Source organism: Vibrio sp. 1557 (assembly GCF_033340175.1).
Taxonomy (GTDB): domain Bacteria; phylum Pseudomonadota; class Gammaproteobacteria; order Enterobacterales; family Vibrionaceae; genus Vibrio; species Vibrio alginolyticus.
In genome coordinates this window covers 442,909-469,214 of the sequence record NZ_JAWOVZ010000001.1, presented here as the reverse complement: position 1 = coordinate 469,214, position 26,306 = coordinate 442,909, and the positions used below count along the sequence as shown (strand labels likewise).

Sequence of the window (26,306 nt, the reverse complement as noted above, 5' to 3'; positions counted from 1 at the left end):
TTGAATTTTATTGATTGAATGATAAAAGAGATCGCAAACTGCAATCTCTCTAAATAACTAGTGAATTTCACTAAAAGACCAGTGATATTCACAACAAGCCCTAAAACTGGCAGAAGATCTCATTTTAGATCTCTGGTTATCTATACATTTCAAGCAGTTGCTGAAATTTTAAGTCTATGACGATGTAGGTTGCCGCATACATAAGCGCAAACGTCATCGCACTAAGACTTAAGATCAGCTTGGGTGAAATTACCCTTTTTAACGGCTTCTTTAGATATTTAGCTTTAAGGTTGATTAAAGAAACTTTTTCTTGTTCTGCTAGGCGGTCATCTCGCACTAATCGATAAATGGTGCTGCCAATTTCCGCTAACTTTTCGTTACCACGCTCTTCACGGCCATACTTGCCTTGGAAACCAAGTTGAAGCAGTAAATAGAGAAACTCTATAACGTGACGGTATTTACGAGGGTCGGCTTTTAAGCGATCGAGAATAACGAAGAACTTATCACCACCAGACGTTTCGTTGTGGAATTCAGACAGTAAGCTGTTCTGGCTCCAGTGACTATTTGCCCCCCATTCTTGTCGACAAACAGACTCATCAATCGCCGCACACAAGCAGTAACGAATAACAAGAACCGAAGCACGATCGAGCTCCATTTCATTAAGTTTTCGTTCGCCTTTTCGAATCTCACGTGCCACTTGTTCACGAAATGGCATCGGGTCATCAAGCCAAGGGATCGAAGACATACAAGACAGACTGGCGATCAACCATGAGAACTGGTCCACCAACGGGTTAATACCCATGTTATCGATAGATAGATCTTGTACTGCGATGTTTCTCGACAAGTCAGGCGCTGGCATTACCTCCATTGGTTTGCCAGGCTCTGGTTGGAATAAGACTACGGTGACGTCGGTTTCTGCGTAACTCATAGACGAACGGCCCAAAGTTGCAATGATAAGTTAGCGAAATCGCCCGCAACGTGAATCGCAATCGCAGCAGTGTTCTTCAACGCCATCCACTCTTCGCCCGTTTTATCGAGCTCGAAATAGGTGTAGCCAGCATGATACGGCAGCGCGCGTGGCACAACTGGCATTGGTTTAATCTCAATCCCAGGCAGTTGAAGGTTAATCAAGTCACGTATGTTATCGATAGAACCGATCTTCGTTTGGCTGACAAACTGGGTATGCAGAACATCCAAGGTCACGTCGGCTTTAACTGCGAGGATAAAGGTTGTCGTATCAATGATCTTATTGTCAGGGATTGCTGCCGTTCTGATGCCATAGTTCTGATCTTTTAAGGTCAGTGGAATTGCTCTTTGTTCAGACATCACGCTCAATGTCATTTTCGCACTGTCTAGGACGCGAGAAAGACAGCTAGTAAGATCACCATGATTGTACTTAGTAAACTCAATAGGTCGGCGTGTCGTTGAACACAGCGTCGAAAGCTCACCTTCTGCCTGAAGAAGAATTCGATACAAAGACTCAGGATGCACAGCTTCTGTGCTTGCGAAATGCCAAAACAAGGGTTCGTATCGGTTGAGCGCTTGCAATAGCATAAAGTCAGAAACCGATGATACGCCTTGTTGATCCACCACCCCTAATCGCTGGACTATCGATTCCGCGCGATGCTTCAACATAGAAGCAAACTCGGTCGCAAATTTACTCAGTACTGTCGACGCATGAATATCGATACAGGTAGGAATGAAACTATCATCTAAGATCACGCTGCCATCAGGCTTCACTTCTGAGATCTTTAAGATCGGAATAGACGTGTAAGCACTCTTATCTTCATGATCGTACATTAAGCAAAAGTTAAGCTTACCGACGACGATATTTGCCATGTCTTCCGAATCATAACAAGCGTCAACCGCTTCTTGAGATTCCATCGTATAGCGCGCACCGTCTTTTTTGGTGCCAAATAACTCAGAGCGTTCCGATGGTAACGGACAGCACAAATAAACGACTTTATCGGCAATCGAAGGATCTACATCTTTCACTTCAGGCAGCTCAGCAAGCAACGGAAGCTCAAATGGTGTCCGGTCTTGTAAAATGCCTTCAGCACGAGTAATACCTATTTTACCCAGTGCTAGTAACTGAGAGTTGATTTCTAAACGTTTAATTCCCCAATGCAAAGGCGATGCATTGGCACTCAGTAGGCTCGATAGTTTACTTTGCGAACGATCGAGTTGTTGAAAATGCTGCGGCTTCATGAACATTCCATCTTGCCAAACAACTGGATTGTATAAAGACATGTTTCTATCCCTTAAAAGTAAACCTGTTCAATGCCGCGAGTGTTATCAGAAATTAACTCACTGCCCTCTAACTTGAGCTTGATGTAGTACTCGCTCTTCTCTTCAATAACTTCCACTTTTCGCCAAGACGAACCATCAATATCACGAAAAGCCACTGAAAAACCGACGGCACGAGTGTCAGGGTCTAGCGTTAGCATTTCATGAACTTTTCCACCTGGCTGTATTTGATATTCGTAACGTTTGATGTACTCATCACCCAACGACGCTTTATCGTTTTCAAACAGCGCAAAAAAATCTAAGCTTCGGAATAAAACTGGCGAATTTAATTCGTGAAGACGGAGAATAACTGGAGATGACTGGCCCCCATTTCTCACATTGAGTACAGGTGATGCCTCAATAACCAATTCAATGGACGAAGTTTCTGGTGTGATACCCGTGGACTCTTTAAATTGATCCCACATGGAACAACCGGACAACATGGCAAATCCGAGTAATACGGCGATACTACGCATAGTTTCCCTTAATCACTTTGTTATAGTTTTTCTTAATCAGCCCTTTTAAAGATGTTTCATTAAGCAGGCGACGATTATTAGTGTAGAAATCTAGGTATTCGGCCCACAGTTTTGACTTAGTTGAGAACAAAGACTGGCTAGCGACCCTGTTAGCAAATGCTACGGGATCGTTCGTTTCTGACTGTTCTAAAATGAGCTCATTCAGTGCTTTGTTAAACATAACTTGGTGGTCGTTCAACTCATCGAGCATTTGTTCAACCAGTTCATTTGGAGCCAGTAATTGCTGACTATTCAAAGTGAGCATTAGCTCTGCGATGTTCGAGTTAGCCTCACTCGCACTCTGCTCATCTTTTAACGATTCCACTTCGTGCAACTCTTTCTGTAGGTTATCAATACATAAACGCAAGCAAGTGCCCATTTGCTTGAATAACTGCGCCTCGTTTGTCATCAACTCTGGATTTCGAATACCCAAACCATCAAAAAACGCTTGCGCTATATCTTGAGAGCAAACGGCCGCATCAGTATCGACTTGTGCTTTCGTCGTACTGTTTATCGCGTGCTCTGCCGTAGGTATTTGAAGTTGATGATTAGTGTTAGGAGAAGGCGTAAAAGATTGGGTCATCTCTTCCCATTTTGACCCTGTGTTAGCCTGCTCTACGACCATCTCAGTAACATTAGGCGTACGATGTTGTCTTTGAATCGTGCTATCTGGGGCTACCGTGCCAGGTTGCATCACCTCAGCTGAGGCAATATCGGCTCTATGTGCCTTACCGCTTTCTGGCGCTAATGCATCATTGACTGATGCGTTACTCTTGGTTTCCGCAGCCATCCAGTCTTCAGGGATGAGGCTTGGCTGATCGAATTCGGAATATATGCTGAAACTGTCATCGACCACCTGCCGTGTGCTTTCCACGGTTCTAGATTGTTCAGATTCTGTACGCTCATTATCACGAATTAAGTAATCGTCATCTCGCTGCATCGAAAAGTTAAGGTGAGCAACAGGATCATGACAATCAATGTCATCCTGTTTAGTCTCCATAAATAAATCTTCTAAGGCACCGACTTTTTCTTCCTCTTCGACAACCGCATCTCCTAGACTAACCAGAGGATCGCTAGATACTCGCTCAGGAGCAATATCAGCGGCGATGTCTAGTGTTGAGGTAACGTGCTCAAGAGAAACACCAATCTCATATTGCCCTAAAGAAATGATGTCGCCATCAACTATCGCAACGGGTTGATTTTTTAGTATTTTATTCCCATTTACCATTGTGCCGTTAGTTGATACGTCACTTATATAGTAGGTATCTCCATACACGCTGAGCAAACAATGAGTGCCCGATATAAAGCGGTTGTGATCGGCTAAAGACACGCTACAGCTTGGGGAACGACCTATCGAACCACCACTTTCAGGCATTTCAATATGCTTTGCACCGGTGTATTCCTCTGGACACTTTGAGATAAATAAAACTAGCTGATTTGAGTACATTTACGAACCTCAAAAGAGCAAAGAAACTGATAGTTCAAGCCCACCAATTCCATCATTTACAACCGGAAGGATATAAGAGGCCTGCGGGATAATTTGTATATGGGCGTCAGGATTACTGCCTAACTTTATAGCAGTACCAAGGGTCACAACCGCACCTAACTCAAACTGGTCGATGTCTTCAACACTCTCATAACGATAGCCCTCTTGGTCTACTTGCCAGCGATTAGAATATTGCGAGTAACCGACAGACAAGCCCGCACCAACGTATGGCGTGAAAACACTCCAAGAAGTCAACGCATATTGAGGAACAACACGAAGTTCATAGTTCGTCGCTTCTTGATATAAGCCGTTTGCTGGCGCTTCAATATCTTCTGCTAGATAGTTTAGCCCTAACCACCAACGCCAACGGTTATTGTTTTCATCAATAGGACGAGTATGAACCAAGCCGAACCTAAGCGTATCCTGCTCACCACTTTTACCTTCATCGTATTTAATGCTATCGATAGTCAACATACTGGTAGAGAGTCCATATCGCTCCCCTTTTGCCATTACAACAGAAGAAAATAGACACATGGCTGAAATCAGCCCAATTTGACTTGGTTTTAGCATTTCGTCCCTCTAGGAAAACCGATATTCTACTTAGAGGCGAAAGATATCAATTATATTCTCTTTTTCAATAAGCCTAAAAAAACACCTATAATTTAATACATTTCAACTATCAGGTTGGTTGTTTTACCTACAAACAAAAACTAAAGAACCGACTACAGATTAAGTGACGAGACAGTAAATCTTTCTATTTAAATAGAAGTAACAGAATTTGATTGCTAATTGGACAAAACGTAATCTCCGATAACAATTTAGTTACTTTTTAATCCACGTTCTCATCTTCATATATAAGTTTCTTCTTATAAATAGACTTAACTATTGATATTAATATTATGAACAAAGATCACACTAAAAGTAATTTAATTTCTTTTAATGAATTTTTATTATCTAATCCGCTTATTTTGTCTATAGAATTGCGACAGATGTGCACTGCTTATAATTTAATATAACAGTAGTGAAATCCTATATAACTTAATACTTCTATATGATCAGTTGGAACTTTCCTTATGTTTTTTACCGACTTCGCTCGAAGACCAATCGATGAAAATAACCCAAGCGGCTCTAATCCTAATGGTTCTGAGGATTTTGACGAAATTAAACGTCAAATAAACAACCTGAATAAAGTCACAGGGAGAGTCTCGTGGAAAACGGTTCAAACACTCTCAAAAAAGATCTTGAGTACCCAAGCGAAAGACCTACGTTGTTGCTGTTACTTTACCGTTGCGTCAACCTATAACGACGGCTTAAGAGGCCTTGTTGAAGGGTTAAACTCAATACTTGATGTGTGTGTCGTATATTGGTTCAACGCGTATCCAGAGCATTCAAAGTCAAAGGCACGAATGAGCGCTATTGAATGGATGGTAGAGCATACTGAAAAACGAATTAATAAGCATCGGGCGTTACCAGAAGAGCTTCCATTGATAGAGGCAGCACATCAATTATGCTTGAGGATTGAGGAAGAGCTTCGTCTTCATTACGGTATTGAAGCGCCGTCATTAGGTCGCATTCGCCGTATTTTGAATCAATGGATTGAGCAGATAAAAGAACAACAGATTGCGGCTGAGTTACGCGAGAAAAAACAAGCCAACACTAGCGCTCCTGCAGCAACGCAGAAGGCACCTGAAATTAAAGTGAATGTGTCTCCCTCTCCAGCACCGGTGTCATCACCCAACCTAAATAGCCAAGAGAAAGCATCACCGGCAAAGTCTGGTCGATTTATGATCTACTTCGTTATTGGTTTGATTGTTACTGCGATATGTTCACATTTCATGTACGAGCAACAACGTTATCGAACATTGGAACAAAAAATTAATCAAGCTTCACTTAATGAACTTGTAAATTTGGTCGCCTCGTTAGATTACGAAAATAAAAAATATGCTCAGTCATTGAAAACGCAGGCCATTAATCGTGTCGATATTATGATGAATAACTGGTTTTTAGACTCGGCAAAAGTAAGTAACGTCAGCGAGCTCGATAGCTTGACCAATGAATTAATCGCGATCTATCCGGATTCGTCTTCTGCACAGCAACTACGTCAGAACTTTTTGACACAGAGCGCCCATTTAGAAGACCAGTTTATGGATGTTTATAAGCGATTCTCAGACGCAAGAACGGTGTTTGCCAACGTAGCTAGACAGAATGTAGATAAGAACTCTGAAAAGGCGTACGAATACAGTAACTCGTTATTCCCGCTTTTAGGTCGTATTGAATACGCTGAAAAGTATTCACAGCAAAAGGAAATTGACCGCGCAACCCTTTTACTGAACATCTACCTATATAAATTGAGTCAGCTACAAGCTGAAAAAACTGACAATAAATAACAATACAATTAAAGAAGTTTTAGGCTTATGTTCAAACAAAAACTGTTTAGAAATCCAGTGGTGATTTCTACTATATTGATGTTTTTAGTGGCTGCAATTATCACCACTATTTATCTGCTTTTTCTTGACGAAATCGATCAACTTTATCTTTGGCTGACCCTTGGTGCTATCGCCATTGTTTACGTCACTTTTCAATTCACATTATGGTTGAAGAAAAAGAACAACGCTAAAGCTCAACATTTGGAAACCGAGGAAGAAGCACTTTCTATGGTTATCCAGCCTCTTCTTGCTAACTCAGGCAAGAAACCAATTTACCTGATGCTTGGTAATAAAGGGTCAGGGCGACGTCAATTTTTATTTAATTCTAGTGCAATTAAACCGATGGATCGCACTAGAACCGCTAAGAATGACTTTTTTGAATGGTACGAATCTGACAGCGCTGTATACATCAAACCAGACCAACGCTTAGTGTTCCAGGAAGTATCAAGCAGTGATGCTTCTTTATGGAATACGTTCATTGAAGAAGTTATTCATCATCGACCTCGAAAGCCATTTTCTGGGTGTCTATTCTTCACCGATTTCGAGTTCATGATCGTCTCTGAGCCAGAGCAAAAAGAGTACACCATTTCGTCGTTATTGGCGCGCTTGAGTACCATCAACTCTAAAACGTCTTCAGCATTGCCAATCTATTTGATTATGTCAAAGCTAGACAAGTTAGATGGCTTTAAAGAATACATGCACTTTAGCTCTCTCAAGACACGTGTTGAGTTCCTCTCTATCCCACTAAAAGAAGCCAAAGGTGTATTTGCAGAGTACTACCGCGATAGCTATCGAAATCTAGTGAGAGTGCTTGAAAGTAATGCGCTAGATGCATCCGCTAATTCAACGGACATTGATGAGAAACAAGCAATACTCGCTTTCCCTAAGCAGTTTGAGCTATGTCAGTCTGAAGTCAGCTATGTGCTTGAGCGTCTATGTGATGTTAACAACGGTGTCTATTCACTAGACATCCGTGAGATTTTCTTTAGTTCGAGTCTGCAAGGCGGTCGCAAGTACAATTTACTTGCAAAAAGTTGTAGTAATTACTTCAACTTACCTATTATCGCGTCAGAGCATACTCAGTTAACAGAAACGCCTTATTTCTCTCGCTTTCTGATTGATTCACAAATATTGCCGGAAAGCGACTTTGCGGGCGAAAACAAGACGTATCTTCGTCTAATTCAGAGACAAAGCCGTTTGGCAATACTCGGCTCTATTATCCTGCTTACTGGGGGCAGTTACTTCTTTTTCACGACATTAGACAGTAACTTACATGTGATGAATCAACTCTTGAGTATCGATGACAAATCACAAGTGGAGCAAGATGCAAGATTCGATGAGCTTTTAGCGAAGGCGACGAAAGCAATAGAGCCTTCTTATGGGGCGTGGCTTAAAGGTTCTAAGGCTTTGGATGAAGAGATATTACCACTCAACATTAGCCGTTTGGATCAAAGCACTCGCATCGCTTACGAAGCTTTACTTAAGGACGTTGCTCAACAGTTAATACCTCTTATTGAGAAAGGTTACCGTCTACAACTGACACAAAATCAAAACACTTTTACACGCGCTTTACCTCTATTGAAGGGGTATCTAATGCTAAACGATCCAACAAAGCGTGATATCCGTTTTTTGCGTCATCAAACTCTCCAAATGATGAACGATTTAAGCAACCAAAGTGACGTCGTCAATCAGGCGATGCGCTATTTGGACGCTTACTTTCGCACGCAGTTTGATCCAATTGATATCAATATGGATCTTGTTCGCGCAACACGTCGCTCATTGCTAGCAAATTCGAATGTTGATCTCGTTTATGCAGGCATTTTAAACGAAGCAAATTCGATTGATTTAGGAACCCTAGATCTGCAACGAGCTGTGGGTTTTGAGTTTAGCAATGTATTCAACACACCAATCGATAGTGAACGCTTGATCGTAGATAAGATCTATACCTCCACTGGCTTTAGCACTTTTTATCGACCACGCGTGGACCTAATGTCACAACAAGTCATCAGTGACAACTGGGTTTTAGGTCTGTCACAACACGTTATTCCTACTAGTGAAGAACAAGAAGCCTTCAAAGAGGAAGTACGTAAAAAATATACTGACGACTACATCAGTAATTGGCGCAATGCGCTGAGTGAACTAAAAGTCCAGAACTATGACAATGTCGGCGATCTAACGAACGCGATAGACTTAATCTCGGGCCCTTCTTCACCAATGACAACCGTACTGAAGCAGGTCTATGCCAACACACAATTTTCACCCGTTGGTGAAAAAAATGCTCTGATTTCTAAGCTAGACCCGAAACTCGTGGCAGCGGCAGACTCCGCATCAGACGCAGTAGAGGAAGTAGTTAAGCCTGATTACTTGTTGATGAAACGTGTTGAACAAGCTTTTCACTTATTAAACCAACTTCAGGTCAGTGAAACACCAAACTCCCCTACTCCTTGGGATGAGACCGTAGCTGCGTTAAGCCGTGTTCGCACGTATATGAAAGACATCGCTGATGCACCTGACCCGCAAATGGCGGCGCTAGCGGCAGCTCAGCATCGAATGAACAGCAGTGAAGCTGACCCATTAATCAAACTTAAACAGATTGCCCAAAAATCACCGGAACCCGTTCGTAGCTGGTTGTTAGATGTGGTTCAACAAAGCTGGTCAGTCATGATTAAAGAGTCCGCTAAAGGCATTCAAACCCAATGGTACAGCGAGATTTACACCAAGTTTAAAGAGATAGGGCTGGGACGATACCCATTTGATCTAACAGCGACCGAGGAAATCTCAATTGAAGATTTTGAATTACTGTTTGCTTCAGGTGGCTTGTTAGACACATTTATTCAGAAAAATTTTGCACCGTTCTACGATACCAATTTGTGGACGCCAAAACAGGTGGATGGCGAGACGATGCCAATCTCTCCGGCTCTGTTAGTGCAACTGCGTAACTATAACGTTATTCGAGACACATTAATTAATAAAAGCACTAACCGCGTTCATATTCCGTTTAGTGCAAGAGTACTCGATCTTGATTCTAGTGCGATTAGAGCGAGCTTAAAAATTGCAGATACCAATATAAGTTACTACCACGGTCCAAGCCGCATTCGTGAAATGGCATGGCCACCGCAAAATGGTGACTTCAATATTAGTATCACACTCCAGGATGTAACCGATGAAGGCAGACAGCACGTTTTAAATAAGAGTGGTCAATGGGCGATATACAGATTGCTAGGTGACTCGACCTTGACAAACACTCATAACGGCAGCTTTGTCAGTGACATAAAAGTGTCAGGGAGGGACTTGAGCTTACGCATCACTCCGTTGACACAGAAAAACCCATTCACTCTTGCTGAGCTGTATAACTTTACGCTCCCTGAGTCGATTTAATAACAATATAAAAACAAAATAGGCAGAACACATGATTTCAAACATGACTTTACAAGGTTTAGATAAATTAGATCGAAAAATACTTTCAAGTCTATTGTCGAATGGGCGAGAGTCGATTGCAAATCTATCCCGAAACATTGGTTTGTCTCGAACAGCAGTAGCAGAAAGAATTAATCGTTTAGAAAAGACCGGTATTATCAAAGGCTATACCGCACAGATTCGTGTAGAAAATGAAGGGCGAAAAGCCGCTAGTTATCTACTGATCTCTTGTGAAAAGGGTAAGAAGAATGATGTAACGAATGCACTTAAAGAAATCCCTGAGGTTCGCTTAACGAGCGTTGTTGGTGGCAACTTTGATATTATTGCCCTAATTGAAGCGCCCGACCTGCAGTCTATTCATCATCTTTGTAATGAAATTGAATCATTTAACGGCATTCAAAGGCTTGACACTACCGTTGTACTGCATCAGCCGATCAGTCGTTAAGCTTTTCTGACCTCTTTGAGGAAAACATAAAGGGCCGCTCGTTGAGCGGCTTTCTTATATGCTTCCGATAAGTCGAATTTTGGCGTCTTTATCACCTGGGTTTCCTAGCCAGAACGTTTGACCTAGTTGGTTCCCTTCTCCATTACCCAGTTTGTTTTCTGGAATACTGTCTAGGTTAACTGTCAACTTTAGGTCCCACGACATTGGGTCACGCAGAATAAAGCGCATCAAGCCCACCAGCGTCTTATGTAACTCACCATCGTAGGAAAACTGCTTAAACGTTTCAAAATCAATGTTGTCGATACACAAGTTAAACTTGCCGTTCAAATCCGCAATGCTTTGTCCCAAGTGTAAGCTTTGCCCCAATACACAATTGGAGCGGTTGAGTTTGTTACGCTGGCTTTCAGCGATTTCTACGCGTCTATAAACCCATTCTTCGATTCGCACATTCGGCAGTGAAAAGTAGTGCGAAACAATACCGGAAATAAGCTTAGGTGAACGTGTACGCGTAGATAACTGGTTCACGTAAGACAGAACCTTCGCTCGATCTAACTCCGCGACTTCGCAATCTTGCATAACGCTAGAAAGACCAGCCAAATGCAGTATGCGCCCAGAAAACGCATCGCTTGCCCCGCTTTTGTACTGCACGTGATATCGGTATTTCTTCCAAACACGATACAGTAAGCTTGTATAGCGGTTGTGGAAAAAGTCGAAGAAGTCCTTCACTGGGTTATCATCGGGATCACGACCGACGAGTTTCTCAGTGTAAGACGCAGGTAGGGGCGAGCTTGAACCATGCAAGCCAAGAAAGTTCGTCTCAATACGTGAATATTGCTGTCCGTTTCTTTCCATATGAGTAATAAAGTCCATATCACTCTTTGGAAAGCACAGGTTTGGCGACACGCTGAACTCAATTCGCTCTTTGTGAAAGTATTTGTTCTCGCCCACGGCAACAAAATTTGAGTTTGGCTCCAGCTGGTAGTGTTTCTCTAACAGCAACACCGCTTGGTAGAAACTAAACTCATTCGACTTATCAGAAAGTGTGTTAATCATAGTATCGTCTGCTGCCCGATTAGGCTTGCCCAGTTGTAAACCTCGCCCGTCGCTTCATCGAACACCTCTAGTTCGGTAAAGGAGTTCACACTCGAATACAAACGGATAAATTCATTCAATACCGTGGCCATAAGGAACATATCGCCTTCATTTACGAAGAACTTAGAGTCCGTCACGAGCTTGAACTGGTTACCACGCACAGAAACGCCACGGAACACGCGGTCAATTGGTTTCATCTCTGAAGAAATAATGCCATCAAGTCGATGAATCGACGCGCGGTGGGCTTGTCTATCGACTCGAGAGTGGAAGTCGTAAGTCGAGAGCAACACTTTCAACACATCGATATTGGCCAAAGACAAGTAGTTGAGCGACATGTTGGCAATCAACTGCCATTGAAGTTCACCATTAACCTGAGGACTTACTGACTGTGTTGGCTTAGTAATGTTTTTAAACGTCGCATACGTTGGTGACTTGTGGGTCGCGTAAGTGATGTCACCCACTGAAAGACGTTCTGCCAAATCCGCGTTGCTGCATTGCAGTTTCATCAATACGGTTTCAGTCCCTAAATCCGCGATGTCGCCATTGTGAGTATGGAATGAGATATAGCGCTCTAACCCTCTTCCGCTTACTCGCTCGCCCACTTTGGATTTGTAGAATTCTCTCTTATCACGCTGGTTGATTTGGTGCTCAAACGATTCAAATTCAATCAGTGGTTTTCGGCGACGCTCGTCTTTACTCCAGCTCTCCACTTGCTCAATGGAATAAACCTCGTAATGCTCTTGAGTGTTACTTTGTGGACGCACCTTGTACTCGTTTCGTCGATGCTCTAAACGGATTGGATCGCCGTCTTTTTCAAACAAGTTAACGGCAGGTGTGCAGTGCAACCTTAAGTGTTTATCTTTAAGCACCACCTCTGAAGGCAAAGCACGCTTAAAGTGGAATTTGATTTTGACCGTACTGCGCTGTGGAATGCCTTTTAGCCACTCTAAGCCTTTAATGTCGAAGAACATGAACTTATCTGGCAAAGAGAAGAATTCTTGCAGCAAACGGTAGCCTGCAAAGGAATTTTTGCTGTAAGGCAACAGCGCCTCGTCCTCTTCATGCCCGACTGGCTTAACGTATTCTGGCCCTAAACGATGTTTGTAGCCGCCACCAACATCCAACTCGACGTAATCTAGATAACGGAACAGCCATAAGAAGACAGTGCGAGTAATATGAATCTCACCATGCAGGTGCAAACGCAACGTATCTAAACCGATACGAGACAGTTCCAGGCCATGCTCCGTCGATAACGTCACATCAATCATCGAACTGGTACGGCTGTTAGTTTGTTCGATGTTAGTAATCGTAACTGGGTATAGATTGACGTCATAACAAGTACGGAACAAACACTGCGTGCCTTCTACCTGTTCGCTGGCCATTTCCGCACCACGTTTCACCACGGTTTTCTCAGTAACACTTCCGGTATGCGGTTTTAGTTCGCTAATACACAAAGACGGAATCGAACGCATGTAATGTGGCCACAGCAAAGTCATCAGAGATTGCGTTAGCTCAGGAAGTTCATCGTCAATCTTTTCGCGGATGCGTCCGGTCAAAAAAGCAAAACCTTCCAGCAGTCGTTCGACATCTGGATCAAAAGTTCCTTCAGAGAGAAAGTGAGTTAACTTCGGATGATATTTGGCAAACTCACTACCCGACTCGCGTAAATACGTGAGTTCATCTTGAAAGTATTTACTGTTACTCAAGTGGCACCTACTAAACGTTAAATTGGCCGTCGGTTCCCATGTAGACATCGATCGACATTGGGACTTTACCGCCGTTATGGGAAACTTCGCCGCGAATACCAAAGCCGAGTTGTAATGGATTATGGTGGTCTTCACGGTAATGAACCTCGACATTAAACAGTCGGGGCTCAAAGCGTTCTATGGTTGACGTGATGTTTTTTTGAATATGGCGAACGAGGTTTGTGTTGTTAGAAAGTACGTCGTTAAAATCTGGCAGACCATACTCATTGTCGATCATTGCGTTGCCGGAGTGCGTATTCAACAAGTCAGCGAGATGCGAGTGAATGGATTCAATCAAATGCTTATGAGACACCACTTTCTCGTAGCAGTTTTTTGGTTCTCCTAGCTCGATCCGCTCTAAAAGACGGTAACCTTTTTCCATATGCGGTCCTACGAAAAAAGCAGCCAGTCTTCACTGGCTGCTTGATGGTTTCAGTAATGGGTTATTGGTCTAGCTTACCAACTAGAGACAAGTCGAAGCTTGCGCCCATGTACTTGAAGTGAGGACGTACAGACATCGATACTTTGTACCAGCCTGGATCGCCTTCTACGTCTGATACTTCAACCTTCGCAGCACGAAGCGGACGGCGACCACGAACTTCCGCTGGCGGGTTCTCTTGGTCAGAAACGTATTGACGAATCCACTTGTTCAATTCGATTTCTAGGTCAGAACGCTCTTTCCAAGAACCAATTTGCTCACGCTGTAGCACTTTGATGTAGTGCGCTAAACGGTTGATAATGAACATGTAAGGAAGCTGAGTACCTAGCTTGTAGTTCATCTCTGCTTGTTTGCCTTCCGGCGTATTCGCAAACACTTTCGGCTTTTGAACAGAGTTTGCAGAGAAGAACGCCGCGTTGTCAGAACCTTTACGCATGGTTAGCGCAATGAAGCCTTCTTCTGCTAGCTCATACTCACGACGGTCAGAAACCAGGATCTCGGTTGGGATCTTAGTCTCGATTTGACCCATAGCTTCAAAGTTGTAAACCGGTAGATCTTGTACAGTACCACCGCTTTGAGGACCAATAATGTTCGGACACCAACGGTACTTAGCAAATGATTCACTGATCTTAGACGCCATCGCGTACGCTGAGTTGCCCCATAGGTAGTTATCATGGCTGTCTGTCACTTGCTCATCGTAGTCAAACGCCTTAATTGGGTTATCTTCTACAGAGTAAGGCGTACGTAACATAAAGCGAGACGTACATAGACCTAAATAACGTGCATCTTCGTGCTCACGCAGACCACGCCATTTCGCGTACTGTGGACCTTCGAATACAGACTTCAGATCTTTTAGGTTTGGCAGCTCTTCATAGCTGTCTAGGCCAAAGAATTTAGCCGATGCCGACGTGATGAATGGTGCGTGAGACATTGCGCCTACGTTCGCCATGTATTCCATCAGTTTGATGTCAGGCGAAGAGGCAGACATAGCGTAATCACAAATGACGGCGCCAACAGGTTTACCACCGAACTGGCCGTATTCACGTGTGTAGATTTGCTTGTACAGGCCAGACTTCACCACCTCTGGAGCGTCTTCGAAGTCATCAAGAACTTCGTCTTTCTTCGCAGAGATCAGTTCAATTTGAATGTTCTCGCGGAAGTCAGTGTGATCAACCAGGTACTTAAGGCCACGCCACGTTGATTCAATCGCTTGAACTTCTTCGTTGTGAAGAATTGCATCAACTTGCTTAGACAATTTTTGGTCGATTTCAGAGATCATCAGATCAACCAGAGATTGGTCGACTTTCTCTGTGTTCGAACTGCTTAGTAGCTCACTGATGAATGCTTCTACGCCGCGTTTTGCAACGTCAAAACCTTCATCACTTGGCTTTAAACGTGTTTCGTTAAGAATGCTATCCAGAAGTGAGCCTGATTCAACTAAGGCTGCTTCTTGTTCTGGCGCTTGTGCTTCTGCAGACATGATATCCCTTACTCTTCTTTCGCGTCTTGGTCGTTGCCAATGCTTAGTTCATCCAACAGTTTCTTTCTCGCTTCTTCATCTTGAAGAACCGATGCGATCTTCTTACGGAACGCAGGCACGTTTCCTAGAGGACCTTTAAGTGCAACCAAGGCTTCGCGAAGCTCAAGTAGGCTGTTTAGTTCAGGTACACTTTTCGCGATCGCTTCAGGAGAGAAGTCCTTCATGTTTTGGAAGGTCAGATCAACACCAATCTGGCCGCCTTCTTCATCAGAAAGACGGTTTTCAACGTTGACTTTAACGTTTGGAGACATGCCCTCTAGCACTTCGTTAAAGTTGTCTTTGTCGATGTTAATTGGAGTACGTTCTTCAATTGGTGTCTCATCTGCACGCGCAGTAAAGTCGCCAACTACCATCATGCTTAGCGGCAGCTCTACGTCTTCTTGCGTATCGCCAGTTGCTGGAACATAACGGATATTAATTCGCTCTTTAGGAGCCACCGAGCCGTCACGTGACATAATTCGTTCCTTATCTAACTCTTTAATTAGTCGTAAATTGCTTTCCACTCTTCATACTTCTCAGGTAGAAGATCCTTGCTTCCAAATAACCGATGGAGTGTTTTTCGAATTAGGTCTTCTAACTGTGACGATAAGTGGGGTTCCCAGCTCGCGAGATTAAACGCTTTTTGTACTTCCCACCCCTTCTCAAGATACGGCAAACACAACGGGTATAATCCAACAGACTGGTAAGCTGCTATCAATTGTAAATACAGCATGAACTGCCCACGTCCCGAGCTATCCAGCTCAAGTTTGCGGGCAAGCTCTGCGGCACATTCCCCTAGATTTTCTAGAGTGATATCCTCCACTGGCAGCGAGTCTTCCTGCGAAATCACAACCGTTTGAACAACGGGTTGAGAAGTCGAAGAAGTAGTATCTTGAGTCGATAACCAGCTCAAGGTCGCTTCATCTGCAAATGGTATAGAATTCTTAAATGAGAGGTGCTCGATGCCCTCTAGTGATTCAACAAAACGCGTCACTTCTTGTTTCACAGCAAGCGCTGCATCATCAAAGCCCAAGTTATTAAGCATCGAATACACGAAGTAATGGCCCGTCAGCCAAAACGGCGCATCCGTTAATGTGCGCTCCAAACGCTTAATGGTGTCGATGTCGCTTTCTTGTTCAGCTTTATCTCGGTATTCCGCTTGTTGATCGGACGACACTGCCAAGCTCAAAGGCGTTTGATTATTTTGGTGGTCGGGTAGACCATCAATGTCATCCCAAGTCAGATGACGATAAATCCGGTAAGCCAGCGGATCACTTGGGTTCGCATGAAGCATGACTTCCGCAACCTTCTTCAAGGTGCGCTTAGAAGCCGTCGGCGAAGAGAAGTCCGTATCGACATCGACTTCTTTTGCTACCGCTTTCTTAACTGGCGCAGGTTTAGGGGCCGGCGGAACCGCCTTCACCGGTGCGGTTTGCACTTCACTCTGCGCTGGCGTTTCTGCGGCGGCAGGCTGCGTAGCTGGTGCAGGCGCCGCTTGTTCGACGTTAACGACTGCTTCATCGCTCTGCTCATCAGCCGCCGCTTGTTGAGATAAAACATTGAGTTGAGTGCGAATCTCAAAGAAATCCGCTTCTGAGTCTTGGTAAACCTCGTCGTACTGGCGCTGCACTTCTTCAATAATCGAAATGCAGTTTGATACCAAATCCCATGACTGAGCACTTTCCGCTAACTTGCTGCTGACCAGTTTAAACTGATGGTTCAACCATTCGACCGCGCCATCTCGCCCCCGCTTTCGGGAAGGATACAATTCAACGCCAAAGCGACTTAACGCCTCACTAAGCAGCTTTAGACCTTGTTCAAAGCCTTGCAGACCAAACTCTTCTGTTAGCGCGCGAACGAGGTAACAAATGGCTTTTAAGTCTTTGCTGTGGTGTTCTAGAACTTCGGTCGCGTGCGTTTTTACCACGCTCCAATCTACTGTTTCGCCAAACAAGGAACCGAATTTCTTCACTTCGGACTCCATCATTTCATAGCAAAACTCGTAACGGGCATCGTTTCCCACTGGAGATTCATCAGAAATAGGATTAAGCAGACGATCGATATCAATGTTGGACAAAATTCACGTCTCCTTCAGTCAAGTAATCTCTCAACGCACGCGCTACCGCAATTGCGCCATTTGCTGGCTTAGATAATCGATGGCTCTGCTCTATCGCATCCGACGCCATGCTATCTAGAATTTTCGTGATTTCTGTAAATTTACTTGGTGCATTCCGTTCTAAATCGGCAAGGGATTCATGTAGCTTTTGTTTGTCGTAAACGGATTGCTCCATCACGGTGCTAAACAAAATAAATTCGCTTCTTGCGACGATTAAATCCTTTATTTTTTTGTCTAGTTCTGGCGTATTACCGAAGTAGGCTTTGGCTAATTCAGCTTCTTCAATTGCTTTGGTGTAAAAGTGCGCCTCTGCATGTTTATCGATGGAGTCATTAATATTTTCCATCACAGCCTTTGGTAAGACTTGGTTGTAGAAATAGGCTTGTGACTGGTTTAATAACCATGCCTCTTTCATTTCATTTTCTGCGAGCTTAGCTTCACCATCTAAAATTAAGCGAGCAATCTGCTTATCTCGACTGCCAGCTATGGCAGATACTTTCATGGAATCGATAGACGCGACATTTAACCCAGACATCACTTTAGTCAACGCCTCATCCGCATATGGAAACAGAGCACCGTCACGAACAAGGGTTTCTCGCAAGGTGACAAGCTCCTTACGTAATTCGACTAATGCCATTGGTAAGCCATCCGCTAACGATTGATACGACGTTAACTGAGCCTGTTTTTCTTCATATAAATTCGAGAGGCTTAACTGCTGAGCTTGATATGCTGTTCGATAAGCTTCTGTCATATCAATACTCTGAGTAGCTTGAGACAATTCTTCTTTGATTTTCCATGGAGGCTGAGCCAAAAAAGAAGCCGTTTCAGAGGGCGTAATAACGTGAGTTACAGTAGTGACACCTCGGGAAAAAATGGCATCCAATTGATCTTTATTCTGTTGATACAAATAACTTCCTGCTGTTGCCAGCACACTCAACACTAAGCTCGCCTCTAATATTTTAAAGCGACCATACGCCGTTTTATCATTTGGCTTACAGTGTGTAAGCAGCAAGTCCGCGTTACGCAAGCTACTGAAAATTGGTGCGTTAGAATTTGAGCTAATTGATTGCGTATCGATTCGCGCTAACTGTTGAGCAAAAGAAATAGCGGTATAGCCATGCCCTCTTGGTTTGTTGATGACTTCTTTCAGCAATTTCCAAATATGAGCCGGGATCAAAGCCGGACGCTTTCGGTCTTTTAACTGCTTATTCCAAGCATCACCAAATATTGAGCCTAAAAATAGATGTCCAGCGAGCAAAGCGAGAGAGTAAACATCATCTTGCGGTTCCGCGATGCCAGTTTCTATATAAAGAGGGGAAGCGTAGCTCAAGCTTGCTTCTGCGTAAGGTTCTGTCTCTCCAATGTAACGAGCAGCGCCGAAATCAATGAGCTTAACGTAATCGCCTTCACTCACTAATACGTTAGATGGTTTAATATCAAGATGGCAGATACCTCTTGTATGCATAAACTCTAGAGCGCCAGCGAGTTGATACACCAACCAAGCGATGTGGTCGTGGCGGAAGCCTTTAGAAGAATGACGCTCCATTTTTTCTGCCAGTGATTCACCTTGGATCCACTCGTACATCAAATATGGGCGTTCGAATTCGTTGCCGATTTTTACAAAGTTAGCCACGCTAGGGTGTTGAGAAAGCTCCAGCCTGCTCGCTTCGTTAATCAACATTTTGCTCGCAAATTCTGGCGAGTCATCATTGATAACTTTGCAACAGATTTGCTTCTCTGGCTGCCCTTTTTTTGCAAGATGGTAAACCGTTGTCTTACCATTTTTAGAAGGAAGCTTGTCTAATACATCAAACTGTGAAAAAAGCACGTACTCAAGCTTCGGCTTATTTTTTTCTGCTAGCCTTTGCTCATTCAGTTTCTTTTTCTCAATAGCTTTAACAACCAACTGATCGATATATCCTTTGGCTGTACTCTGATTATTAGACACTTAGTACTCTTTCATAGAATAAATATTATTAGAGTTGAATAATATTTTCTTGAACGTACTTGTATCAAGGTTGGTATTTAAAACAAACAGTAAGCCTATTATTTTAGTTATTATTACTAACTTATTAGACCTTTTTACTTACGCTTTCACTGCATGAGTTATACGCTTTTTCGTGTTACAAACTTCAACCTAATAATATGAGTATATTTTCATTGCCATTTGATCGATGAGTGCCCACTAACATTGCAGTAATTGGAGAACTCCTTTGTCACCATGAAAGTCGAACATTAACAATGTAGTTGGTTGCTTAAAGTGGTGCTCTCTGACCGCAAAGGCAATTAAAGCGAGAGAAGAACAACTACCCATTGTGCCCCACAACTCATTGATAAGCTGCGGTTGTTCTGGGTTCGTGAATCGTTCTGCTTTCGCCCCCAGAGCAAAGCCGTAATCTTCCGAATGCATGCGCAGGTTCGTCATATCGGAATACACTTCACCAAATGAATCGAGCTTTTTACTCGCACGTTGAACAAGTCGAAACATGCCTCTTCGGTCTGAAGTGTTTAATTCCGTATCAATGTAGCCAAGCTGCGCTTGAGGCTTAAGTTTCAATGTTTCTACGGTATTTCTTCGACAAAGAATTAAACCCGCCCCACCCTCACTCGGAATAACGCCCCATGGATTATTGGTACTCATTACCATCGCATCGTCGATGAGTGCTTGCATCGAACTCACCAAGGAATCGACACTGATACACATCATAGCATCATATTTATCCAATGATTTCATGGCCTGGAGAACGAAACTAGGCCCACTGGCATGAACAGCATTCACCACAGAGAGAAATTCAGCATAGTTACTTTCACCAAGCCATTCTTGCACCTTTACTCGTGAAACAGACGCAGGCACCGCTATAAGCAAAGGTATTGGTCTCAATGAACGTGGTAACTGTGCTAACAATGAATCAAGCAAGTGGGTGATTAACTCACACGTTTTCTCAAACTGCTCACTTTCTTTGGTGTATTCGATTTTGGCGTAAGTAAAACGCTCGATATCATCATCCCCTACACATTGGTCGAATCTTCCTAAGTCAGCATACGAAACTGCACTAGCAATATCTAAATTCATACCGGTTGGCGTCATCACTTCCATCCCTAGCACGTAACGGCCTGTTGAATTATGCATGCTCGCTTACCTCTTCCAACTTAGTGATGGATGTCGACACCAACAAATGTTCCTTGCCCTGACAAGGAAACGCAGCGGTGTAACTGATTGATATAGTTTTCTTTTCCGTATCAACGAATAAGGTGTACATCGCCATATCAGCTTGATAACTTTGATCTTTGAACGTCGCGATCGCACGGTATTTTTCTTTAGGAATTCGAAATGAAAGCGTGTCATCATGACAAAAGCCACTCATCATCAAACGCTCCTCCCCACGAAGGAAGCCTTTGCACTGTTGATCAATAGGTGCGCTTTGGAAGAACCGCTTATCAAAATCGAGTGGCAACATTGGCTTGCGATTCTCAATCCAATCGTCATCGAACGTGCCGGCCAGCTTCTGGCGCGACTCAAAGAACGGAGGCACTGGCCCGAACCCCGCAACGCGTAGTTTTTTCGCGGCGGCACTCCAGTCCTCTCGGGGATAAAAAATCGAGGGCACTTTCTGTTCAAGCAATTCTTTGTTGGAGTCGGCAACCCCACCACCTATTCGGTTACGTAAATCACCGCCTACCGCGCAAGTGTAATCAATGTCTTTTTCAATAAATGGGACTGGATTGCTCAGCGTGATACTGCCAGCATGCTCAACCCATACGCGATCCCCGTGAATAGCGAGAGTCTTATCGATATGACCATCAATCAACACACGACACTCTTGGTATGTCACTGGCTTTTTCGCGTAGCTGCGCGCTTTGCCGTAAACAAGCACATCTGTGTTGTCTTTGGTATACGCAAACTCGTGGTCAACTTTCATCGCAGAGAAACCTTCTTCGCCCAAATATTGGGGATCATCAAAGATTTCACTTTCACCTAATTCGTGCCAAACCACACCATCGAATTGCCAAGTACGTTTAGCGACCACAACCCACACTTCATCGCCGTTTTCGTCACGTTGAAAACGACCTTTAAGTGATAGCTCAGGGTGCGCCTCAATATCCCATAACTGCATTGCTATTCCTTAAGTTGAATCGTTCGCTCGCAGAAGGTGCGGCCTTTAAATTGTTAAAGTTCCAGTCTTGTTGATGAATCGGCATTGCCATATCCCAAGGCACGTAGGCTCTGGATTGAATACAGATTTGGCGCCATAGCCAGTCGCGGAACAGCACATCAACGTTAGAATCTTGCATCGCAGCTAACGTAGACTCGAAGCTCAATGCGTAACCCAAGCGGCTTGGTAGATTTTGGATATATTTTTCATCTTCCACCCACTCATTGAGCAGATCGACGATCTCTTCCCATTCATACTCGACACCAACATCTTGCGGAGTCAGAGGAAGAAGCTTTCCGTAGACGACATACAAGGCTTGAAGCCAAATTTCACCCTCAGCTTCAGCTTCCTCCAGGCTTTCCAAGTGCTCGATGATTTGGGGCACCAGTTTCCAATCACCACTCAGCGCAAAATCAACAGGTGCTAATGAAGAAGAGATATCAAACGCCTCAAACTCTTTTAACTCAAGCAACTTGGCGTAAGTGAGCACTTGCGCTGATGGTAATCTATTTGGTTCGATGCCAAAGCACTGACGGAACCAAGTGCCTCTGTCACGTTTGGTAATCAAACGTTCAAATAGATATTGTTCGCTGCCTGCATTGTCATTGAGCCAATCAATCCCCTCTTTCACGTCTTGTAAAGCGAGCAGTGGCAAAGCAACATGAGAGCTAATGATACTGGCTTTGTTCCAACGCTTGATGAGAGAAACACTTAATGTTTGACGTACACGTAAGCATTCAAAGTAAAACGCACCGGATGTCGCATTACCCTCAATAAGCTCCGAAAGCGTGCTATCCATAGATTCAACCGGAGATTGTACGGCGATGACCATTGCGGTTTTAACGTCAATATCTTCGAGTAAACTCAAGCCGCACAAAAGGTTATCCAACTCTAAGCCCAACTCGCCTTGTAGCATCAGCCAGCTGTAGATTTCTGGCTCTTTGCTTCTTAATTGATGAATCAACCCCGGTGCTAAGCGATAAAACGACAAGTACACCTGCTTCAGTTCTTCAATTTGGCGTTCAATCAGCTTGAGATACGCCAACTCACGACTTGGATACCCCCTTTTGTGAATTTGAACTCGCTGCCTGATTAAAAAACCGATACTTTCAGAAGCAATGGACAGCTTTGCATTACAGAAATCCAGCCATGTTACTGGCAATTGGGAAAGGTCGTTCACAGCACGCTCAGCTTTTGCTAACGCGCCTTCGACTTCTTGGTTGGTTATGGGTGCCTTTAGGTGCTCGACACCGATTCTTTGTCGCATCTAGTTATCCGTTATTAGCGTGCCATAACGCGATTGCAATTAGTTAATACAAAGTAATTAGCTAACTCGACGTAAATTAGCTAACGCGAGGTAATTAGTTAATTGCGATCGTTCCGCCTTGAATTTTTTGTGCTTTTTCTGCTTGAGAAGTGACGTACTTTGCTTTAGTGGTAATTCGTCCATCGCGCCCGCTATAGCGAGTTTCTGTCTCACCACTTTTGACTACCAACTCTTGTTCTGTCTCGATAACCATCTTCTTCGCTCGCAATACAAACTCGTCAGAGTCATCCAGAATGGAGAAGAAAATGTCCGTCACAAGAGGCAAGCTTAAGTCGTCGTTCAAAAACTCAACTCGACAACTTAATCGATTATCGATAGCCATTTGCAGTTCAGAACGACGAAAGCCACGTCCCAGTCTCGCAGTGAGTGGCTGCTTAAATGGGTTACCATCAAAATCAACTCGCACACTGCCCGTAGACTCATTGATAGCCACTATTATTCCAAAACGCGAAAAGCAAGCCGTTGATTCGGCTTGCTGCTCTGATATTACTTCTGTTGTAAGAGGTTGTTTTTCCATTGTTAGTTAACCACTACGTTGCCACCTTTCACGACGACTTTGTCACTGCCTTCGATCGTAATAGCCGAGCCTGATAACTTTATTGAACCATCACTGTTCATCACTAAAGAGGAACCACCCGTTTTCAATACAATCTTGTCGCCACTGATAATTTGCGTTGCACCATCGGCTTTATAAGCGGTGTTCCCTTTCACTGATACCGTTAAGTTGCCACCAATCGTCTGGTTATCATCCGCACCAATATCTGAACTCTTAGACGCACCGATAGTAAGGTTACTGTTTTCGCCAATATCTAAGTCATCATTTTTACCGATCTTAGTCGTACGGTTATCACCAATTTCTAAGTCAGAATTGTTTTTCACATACTGGGCTTCGCTCGCGTTGTATGTGACGGTAACGTCTTGCTCGACTGTCTCGGTAAACGTACTGTTTACTTGTGTCGTTTTATGTCCATGAATGGTTTCTTTATGGTCACCATGAACTTCATTCGTTTGGTGACGTGCAACCTTCAAGAATTCATCTTGACCGATATCACGGTAACGGTTGTTGAGCACCTTGGTCGACATGTCTTTTTGAGCGTGAATATAGACTTCTTCTTGGTTCGCTTCGTCTTCAAAACTCAACTCGTTGTAACCTGTTCCTTTGTGCGTTTGCGTACGGAACGTGGTACGAGTTTTGTTTTCTGGCAAAGAGTACGGTGGGAAATGCAAACCGTTGTAAACTGCGCCCGTAACTAACGGACGATCTGGATCCCCCTCAAGGAAAGTCACTACGACTTCATGGCCAATACGCGGCAAATAAACTGCGCCCCATGTTGGCGCCGCCATGGATTGGCTTACACGAATCCAACAGCTTGAATGTTCGTTGTTATCACCGTAGCGATCCCAATGGAACTGTACTTTCACTCGACCAAGCTTGTCGGTGTAAATCTCTTCACCTTCTGGTCCTACAACAACCGCCGTTTGAGGGCCATCAACCACTGGTGCTGCTAGTTTAGGCGCTTTAAACACCACATCACGTGGAATACATGAGAACTGGTTGTAGTAAGTGGTTGGCATACCACTCGCTTCATCTTCATGCACTTGCGGATCTTGACCTGAGTGCATTACAGACAACATAAGGTAATCGCGGTTAATCTCAGAACGCGGGTGGTCACTGACGTTAAAGCTGTAACCAGATGCTAAGCGCATTACGTCACTCGTTGCTTCCACTTGTTGATTATCGACTATGTGTTCCGACATCCACTCCGTGGTTCTCACCTGACCCATCAGCGGGTCAACGTATCGTCCAGGATAATCAAACTGCTTGAGATCTTGGTCTAGCTCGCCAGCCTGTGTCATCTCTTGTGGAATTTTAGGGTGTTCGTAGTTGTAATCTGTGTACGTAACCTGTCCCGTTCTAACGCGGTTAACTAACTCGAGATCAGAGATATGTTCGCGATCGGCAACACCGCCACCATCGGCATGATAAACAATCGGCCCAATGTATGAAGCATTTAGTGGCGAGCTTATCAAAGGTGCAATCGCGTCATTACTGTCGACAATGACCATCGTATGATTTGAATCGCTATGGTCAAAGTAATACCACATACCGTGTTCAGCCATCATACGCTGCACGAAGTGCAAGTCAGACTCACGGTATTGCAGAACGTATTCTTTTGGAGGATAAGTACCCGACACTTCAAATCGGTAATCGGTGACTGCCCCATCATCGAGTACTTCTGTGATGATGTCTTGCGCTGACTTTTGCTGGAAAATACGACAATCTTGGCGCTGAGATAAGAACCAAGCTTGAGGAACCAAGACTAATTGATAACGAGAAAAACGACGCCCAGTCCCTAAGTAACGAACTTCATTCACCACTCCGTTGAACACACGCGCAGCCCCAACACCTTGTCCGTAAAGTGTCAATGTTCCTGCTTTACGTATTAACTCATCGAACGAGATATCTGGATCAAGTGAAAGTAATGAGAGATTGATGTGGAAAGGCTTAGATAACTCTTCATGAACATGAAAGCTCTCAACCCGAAATTCATGCCCACATCCAGGCACTTCAAATTTAAATTCTACGTCATTCACCATATCTTTTACCTGATACAAATAATCGAATTAGGGCCAACAATCGTTGGCCCTGAATCTTTACGCGACGAGCAATTAAGCTTCGCGTGGAGCACGCCAGTCGTCGTTACCCGCAGTACCACAGTTTTCGTGAGTTACTTCGATCGCACGGTAAGTGAACTTAAGCACTTCTTCTGTCACGCGGTCAGCTGTTGCTGCGTCTTGACAGTGGTTCATACGAGTTTGGATATCGACAAGTAGCGCATCAATCAATTTGATTGAGTAGTAGTGCTCTTGTTTACCTTGAACTGAAGTGCGGTAGAAGCGGATCACACACTCAGGAAGTTTTTCGCCAGATACTAGTGCGTTGAATAGTAGTGGAGATGAGCGATCTTGAACTTTAGTTACAACAAGTGGACGGTGTACACGTTGACCAGTTGGCTGACCACTTTGTGGATCACGTGGAACAGTTAGCACGTGATCAAGTTCTTGTACTAGGAACTCATCAACGTGAGCTTCTTGCCATGTGTTACCTACTGAATCTGCAGAGTAAGTATCTTTAGTAATATGGCCTTGAGTCTCACCTTGGATAGACATATATGCTGGAGTTGGCATCGCTATTTCCTTTTCTAAAATCTGTTTTGTTTAAATCACCAAATCGCTTATCACCGCGACTAGTTGGTATAATCAAAGTCCGTGCCAACTTTAAAAATACAATAAAAACAACAACTTAAATAAATTAAGACATTATTCACTAATATCTTG

At 43.8% G+C, this 26,306-nt stretch carries 21 protein-coding genes; 3 read left to right on the top strand and 18 right to left on the bottom strand.

Annotation, left to right across the window (positions count from 1 at the left end; all coding sequences use genetic code 11):
• Positions 1 to 136: 136 nt before the first annotated feature.
• From icmH to R7070_RS02045, 5 genes are read right to left on the bottom strand one after another with little or no spacing between them, the layout of a single operon-like run.
• Complete coding sequence (gene icmH, locus R7070_RS02065) at positions 137 to 928, bottom strand: type IVB secretion system protein IcmH/DotU (protein WP_005373354.1); 792 nt, start codon at positions 926 to 928, stop codon at positions 137 to 139.
• A complete protein-coding gene (tssK, locus tag R7070_RS02060) occupies positions 925 to 2,250 on the bottom strand; it encodes a type VI secretion system baseplate subunit TssK (RefSeq protein WP_005373357.1) in 1,326 nt (441 codons plus the stop codon). The genes icmH and tssK overlap by 4 nt, the downstream gene beginning before the upstream one ends.
• An 11-nt stretch (positions 2,251 to 2,261) precedes the next feature.
• The gene (gene tssJ / locus R7070_RS02055) at positions 2,262 to 2,762 is read right to left on the bottom strand and encodes a type VI secretion system lipoprotein TssJ (protein WP_130546340.1); all 501 of its coding nucleotides are present in this window, start codon (positions 2,760 to 2,762) and stop codon (positions 2,262 to 2,264) included.
• Positions 2,755 to 4,248 (bottom strand): type VI secretion system-associated FHA domain protein, encoded by a 1,494-nt coding sequence (locus R7070_RS02050; protein ID WP_213909505.1) that lies wholly within the window; start codon positions 4,246 to 4,248, stop codon positions 2,755 to 2,757. The genes tssJ and R7070_RS02050 overlap by 8 nt, the downstream gene beginning before the upstream one ends.
• 9 nt (positions 4,249 to 4,257) lie before the next feature.
• The gene (locus R7070_RS02045; protein ID WP_132937161.1) at positions 4,258 to 4,857 is read right to left on the bottom strand and encodes a hypothetical protein; all 600 of its coding nucleotides are present in this window, start codon (positions 4,855 to 4,857) and stop codon (positions 4,258 to 4,260) included.
• Between the two features lie 503 nt (positions 4,858 to 5,360).
• On the opposite strand from R7070_RS02045, the gene R7070_RS02040 reads away from it, so the two are divergent.
• The 3 genes from R7070_RS02040 to R7070_RS02030 are packed head-to-tail and all read left to right on the top strand — an operon-like array spanning position 5,361 to position 10,575.
• Complete coding sequence (locus tag R7070_RS02040; RefSeq protein WP_005386112.1) at positions 5,361 to 6,674, top strand: type VI secretion system ImpA family N-terminal domain-containing protein; 1,314 nt, start codon at positions 5,361 to 5,363, stop codon at positions 6,672 to 6,674.
• Positions 6,675 to 6,701: 27 nt separating this feature from the next.
• Positions 6,702 to 10,091 (top strand): type VI secretion system membrane subunit TssM, encoded by a 3,390-nt coding sequence (gene tssM / locus R7070_RS02035; RefSeq protein WP_167416124.1) that lies wholly within the window; start codon positions 6,702 to 6,704, stop codon positions 10,089 to 10,091.
• Positions 10,092 to 10,122: 31 nt separating this feature from the next.
• Positions 10,123 to 10,575 (top strand): Lrp/AsnC family transcriptional regulator, encoded by a 453-nt coding sequence (locus R7070_RS02030; protein ID WP_005373369.1) that lies wholly within the window; start codon positions 10,123 to 10,125, stop codon positions 10,573 to 10,575.
• Between the two features lie 54 nt (positions 10,576 to 10,629).
• Here R7070_RS02030 and tssG read toward each other — a convergent pair whose 3' ends face one another.
• The 13 genes from tssG to R7070_RS01965 form a co-directional block, all read right to left on the bottom strand.
• Complete coding sequence (gene tssG, locus R7070_RS02025; RefSeq protein ID WP_213897872.1) at positions 10,630 to 11,628, bottom strand: type VI secretion system baseplate subunit TssG; 999 nt, start codon at positions 11,626 to 11,628, stop codon at positions 10,630 to 10,632.
• On the bottom strand, positions 11,625 to 13,373 hold the full coding sequence (gene tssF, locus R7070_RS02020) for a type VI secretion system baseplate subunit TssF (RefSeq protein ID WP_042523535.1): 1,749 nt from the start codon (positions 13,371 to 13,373) through the stop codon (positions 11,625 to 11,627). Before tssF ends, tssG begins: the two co-directional genes overlap by 4 nt.
• Positions 13,374 to 13,383: 10 nt before the next feature.
• Complete coding sequence (gene tssE, locus R7070_RS02015) at positions 13,384 to 13,794, bottom strand: type VI secretion system baseplate subunit TssE (RefSeq protein ID WP_033906409.1); 411 nt, start codon at positions 13,792 to 13,794, stop codon at positions 13,384 to 13,386.
• Between the two features lie 61 nt (positions 13,795 to 13,855).
• Positions 13,856 to 15,331, bottom strand: coding sequence for a type VI secretion system contractile sheath large subunit (tssC, locus tag R7070_RS02010; RefSeq protein ID WP_005373378.1), 1,476 nt, complete (start codon positions 15,329 to 15,331; stop codon positions 13,856 to 13,858).
• 8 nt (positions 15,332 to 15,339) lie between these two features.
• Entirely contained in the window at positions 15,340 to 15,846 is a 507-nt protein-coding gene (gene tssB / locus R7070_RS02005) for a type VI secretion system contractile sheath small subunit (protein WP_005373381.1), read from the bottom strand.
• A gap of 26 nt (positions 15,847 to 15,872) precedes the next feature.
• Positions 15,873 to 17,447: a type VI secretion system protein TssA gene (tssA, locus tag R7070_RS02000; protein WP_182015866.1), complete on the bottom strand. Its 1,575-nt coding sequence runs from the start codon at positions 17,445 to 17,447 to the stop codon at positions 15,873 to 15,875.
• Positions 17,434 to 19,434, bottom strand: coding sequence for a serine/threonine protein kinase (locus tag R7070_RS01995; protein WP_182015864.1), 2,001 nt, complete (start codon positions 19,432 to 19,434; stop codon positions 17,434 to 17,436). Before R7070_RS01995 ends, tssA begins: the two co-directional genes overlap by 14 nt.
• Positions 19,435 to 19,671: 237 nt before the next feature.
• Positions 19,672 to 20,616: a hypothetical protein gene (locus tag R7070_RS01990; protein WP_170896926.1), complete on the bottom strand. Its 945-nt coding sequence runs from the start codon at positions 20,614 to 20,616 to the stop codon at positions 19,672 to 19,674.
• Positions 20,609 to 21,601 carry a DUF2169 domain-containing protein gene (locus R7070_RS01985; protein ID WP_256900096.1) on the bottom strand — a complete coding sequence of 331 codons (993 nt, stop codon included), beginning with the start codon at positions 21,599 to 21,601 and terminating at the stop codon, positions 20,609 to 20,611. The genes R7070_RS01990 and R7070_RS01985 overlap by 8 nt, the downstream gene beginning before the upstream one ends.
• Entirely contained in the window at positions 21,582 to 22,907 is a 1,326-nt protein-coding gene (locus R7070_RS01980) for a hypothetical protein (protein ID WP_256900097.1), read from the bottom strand. The genes R7070_RS01985 and R7070_RS01980 overlap by 20 nt, the downstream gene beginning before the upstream one ends.
• 94 nt (positions 22,908 to 23,001) lie before the next feature.
• The gene (locus tag R7070_RS01975; protein ID WP_064376245.1) at positions 23,002 to 23,484 is read right to left on the bottom strand and encodes a hypothetical protein; all 483 of its coding nucleotides are present in this window, start codon (positions 23,482 to 23,484) and stop codon (positions 23,002 to 23,004) included.
• A gap of 2 nt (positions 23,485 to 23,486) precedes the next feature.
• On the bottom strand, positions 23,487 to 25,565 hold the full coding sequence (gene tssI, locus R7070_RS01970; RefSeq protein ID WP_256900098.1) for a type VI secretion system tip protein VgrG: 2,079 nt from the start codon (positions 25,563 to 25,565) through the stop codon (positions 23,487 to 23,489).
• Positions 25,566 to 25,637: 72 nt separating this feature from the next.
• Entirely contained in the window at positions 25,638 to 26,156 is a 519-nt protein-coding gene (locus R7070_RS01965) for an Hcp family type VI secretion system effector (protein ID WP_005373415.1), read from the bottom strand.
• Between the last annotated feature and the right edge of the window lie 150 nt (positions 26,157 to 26,306).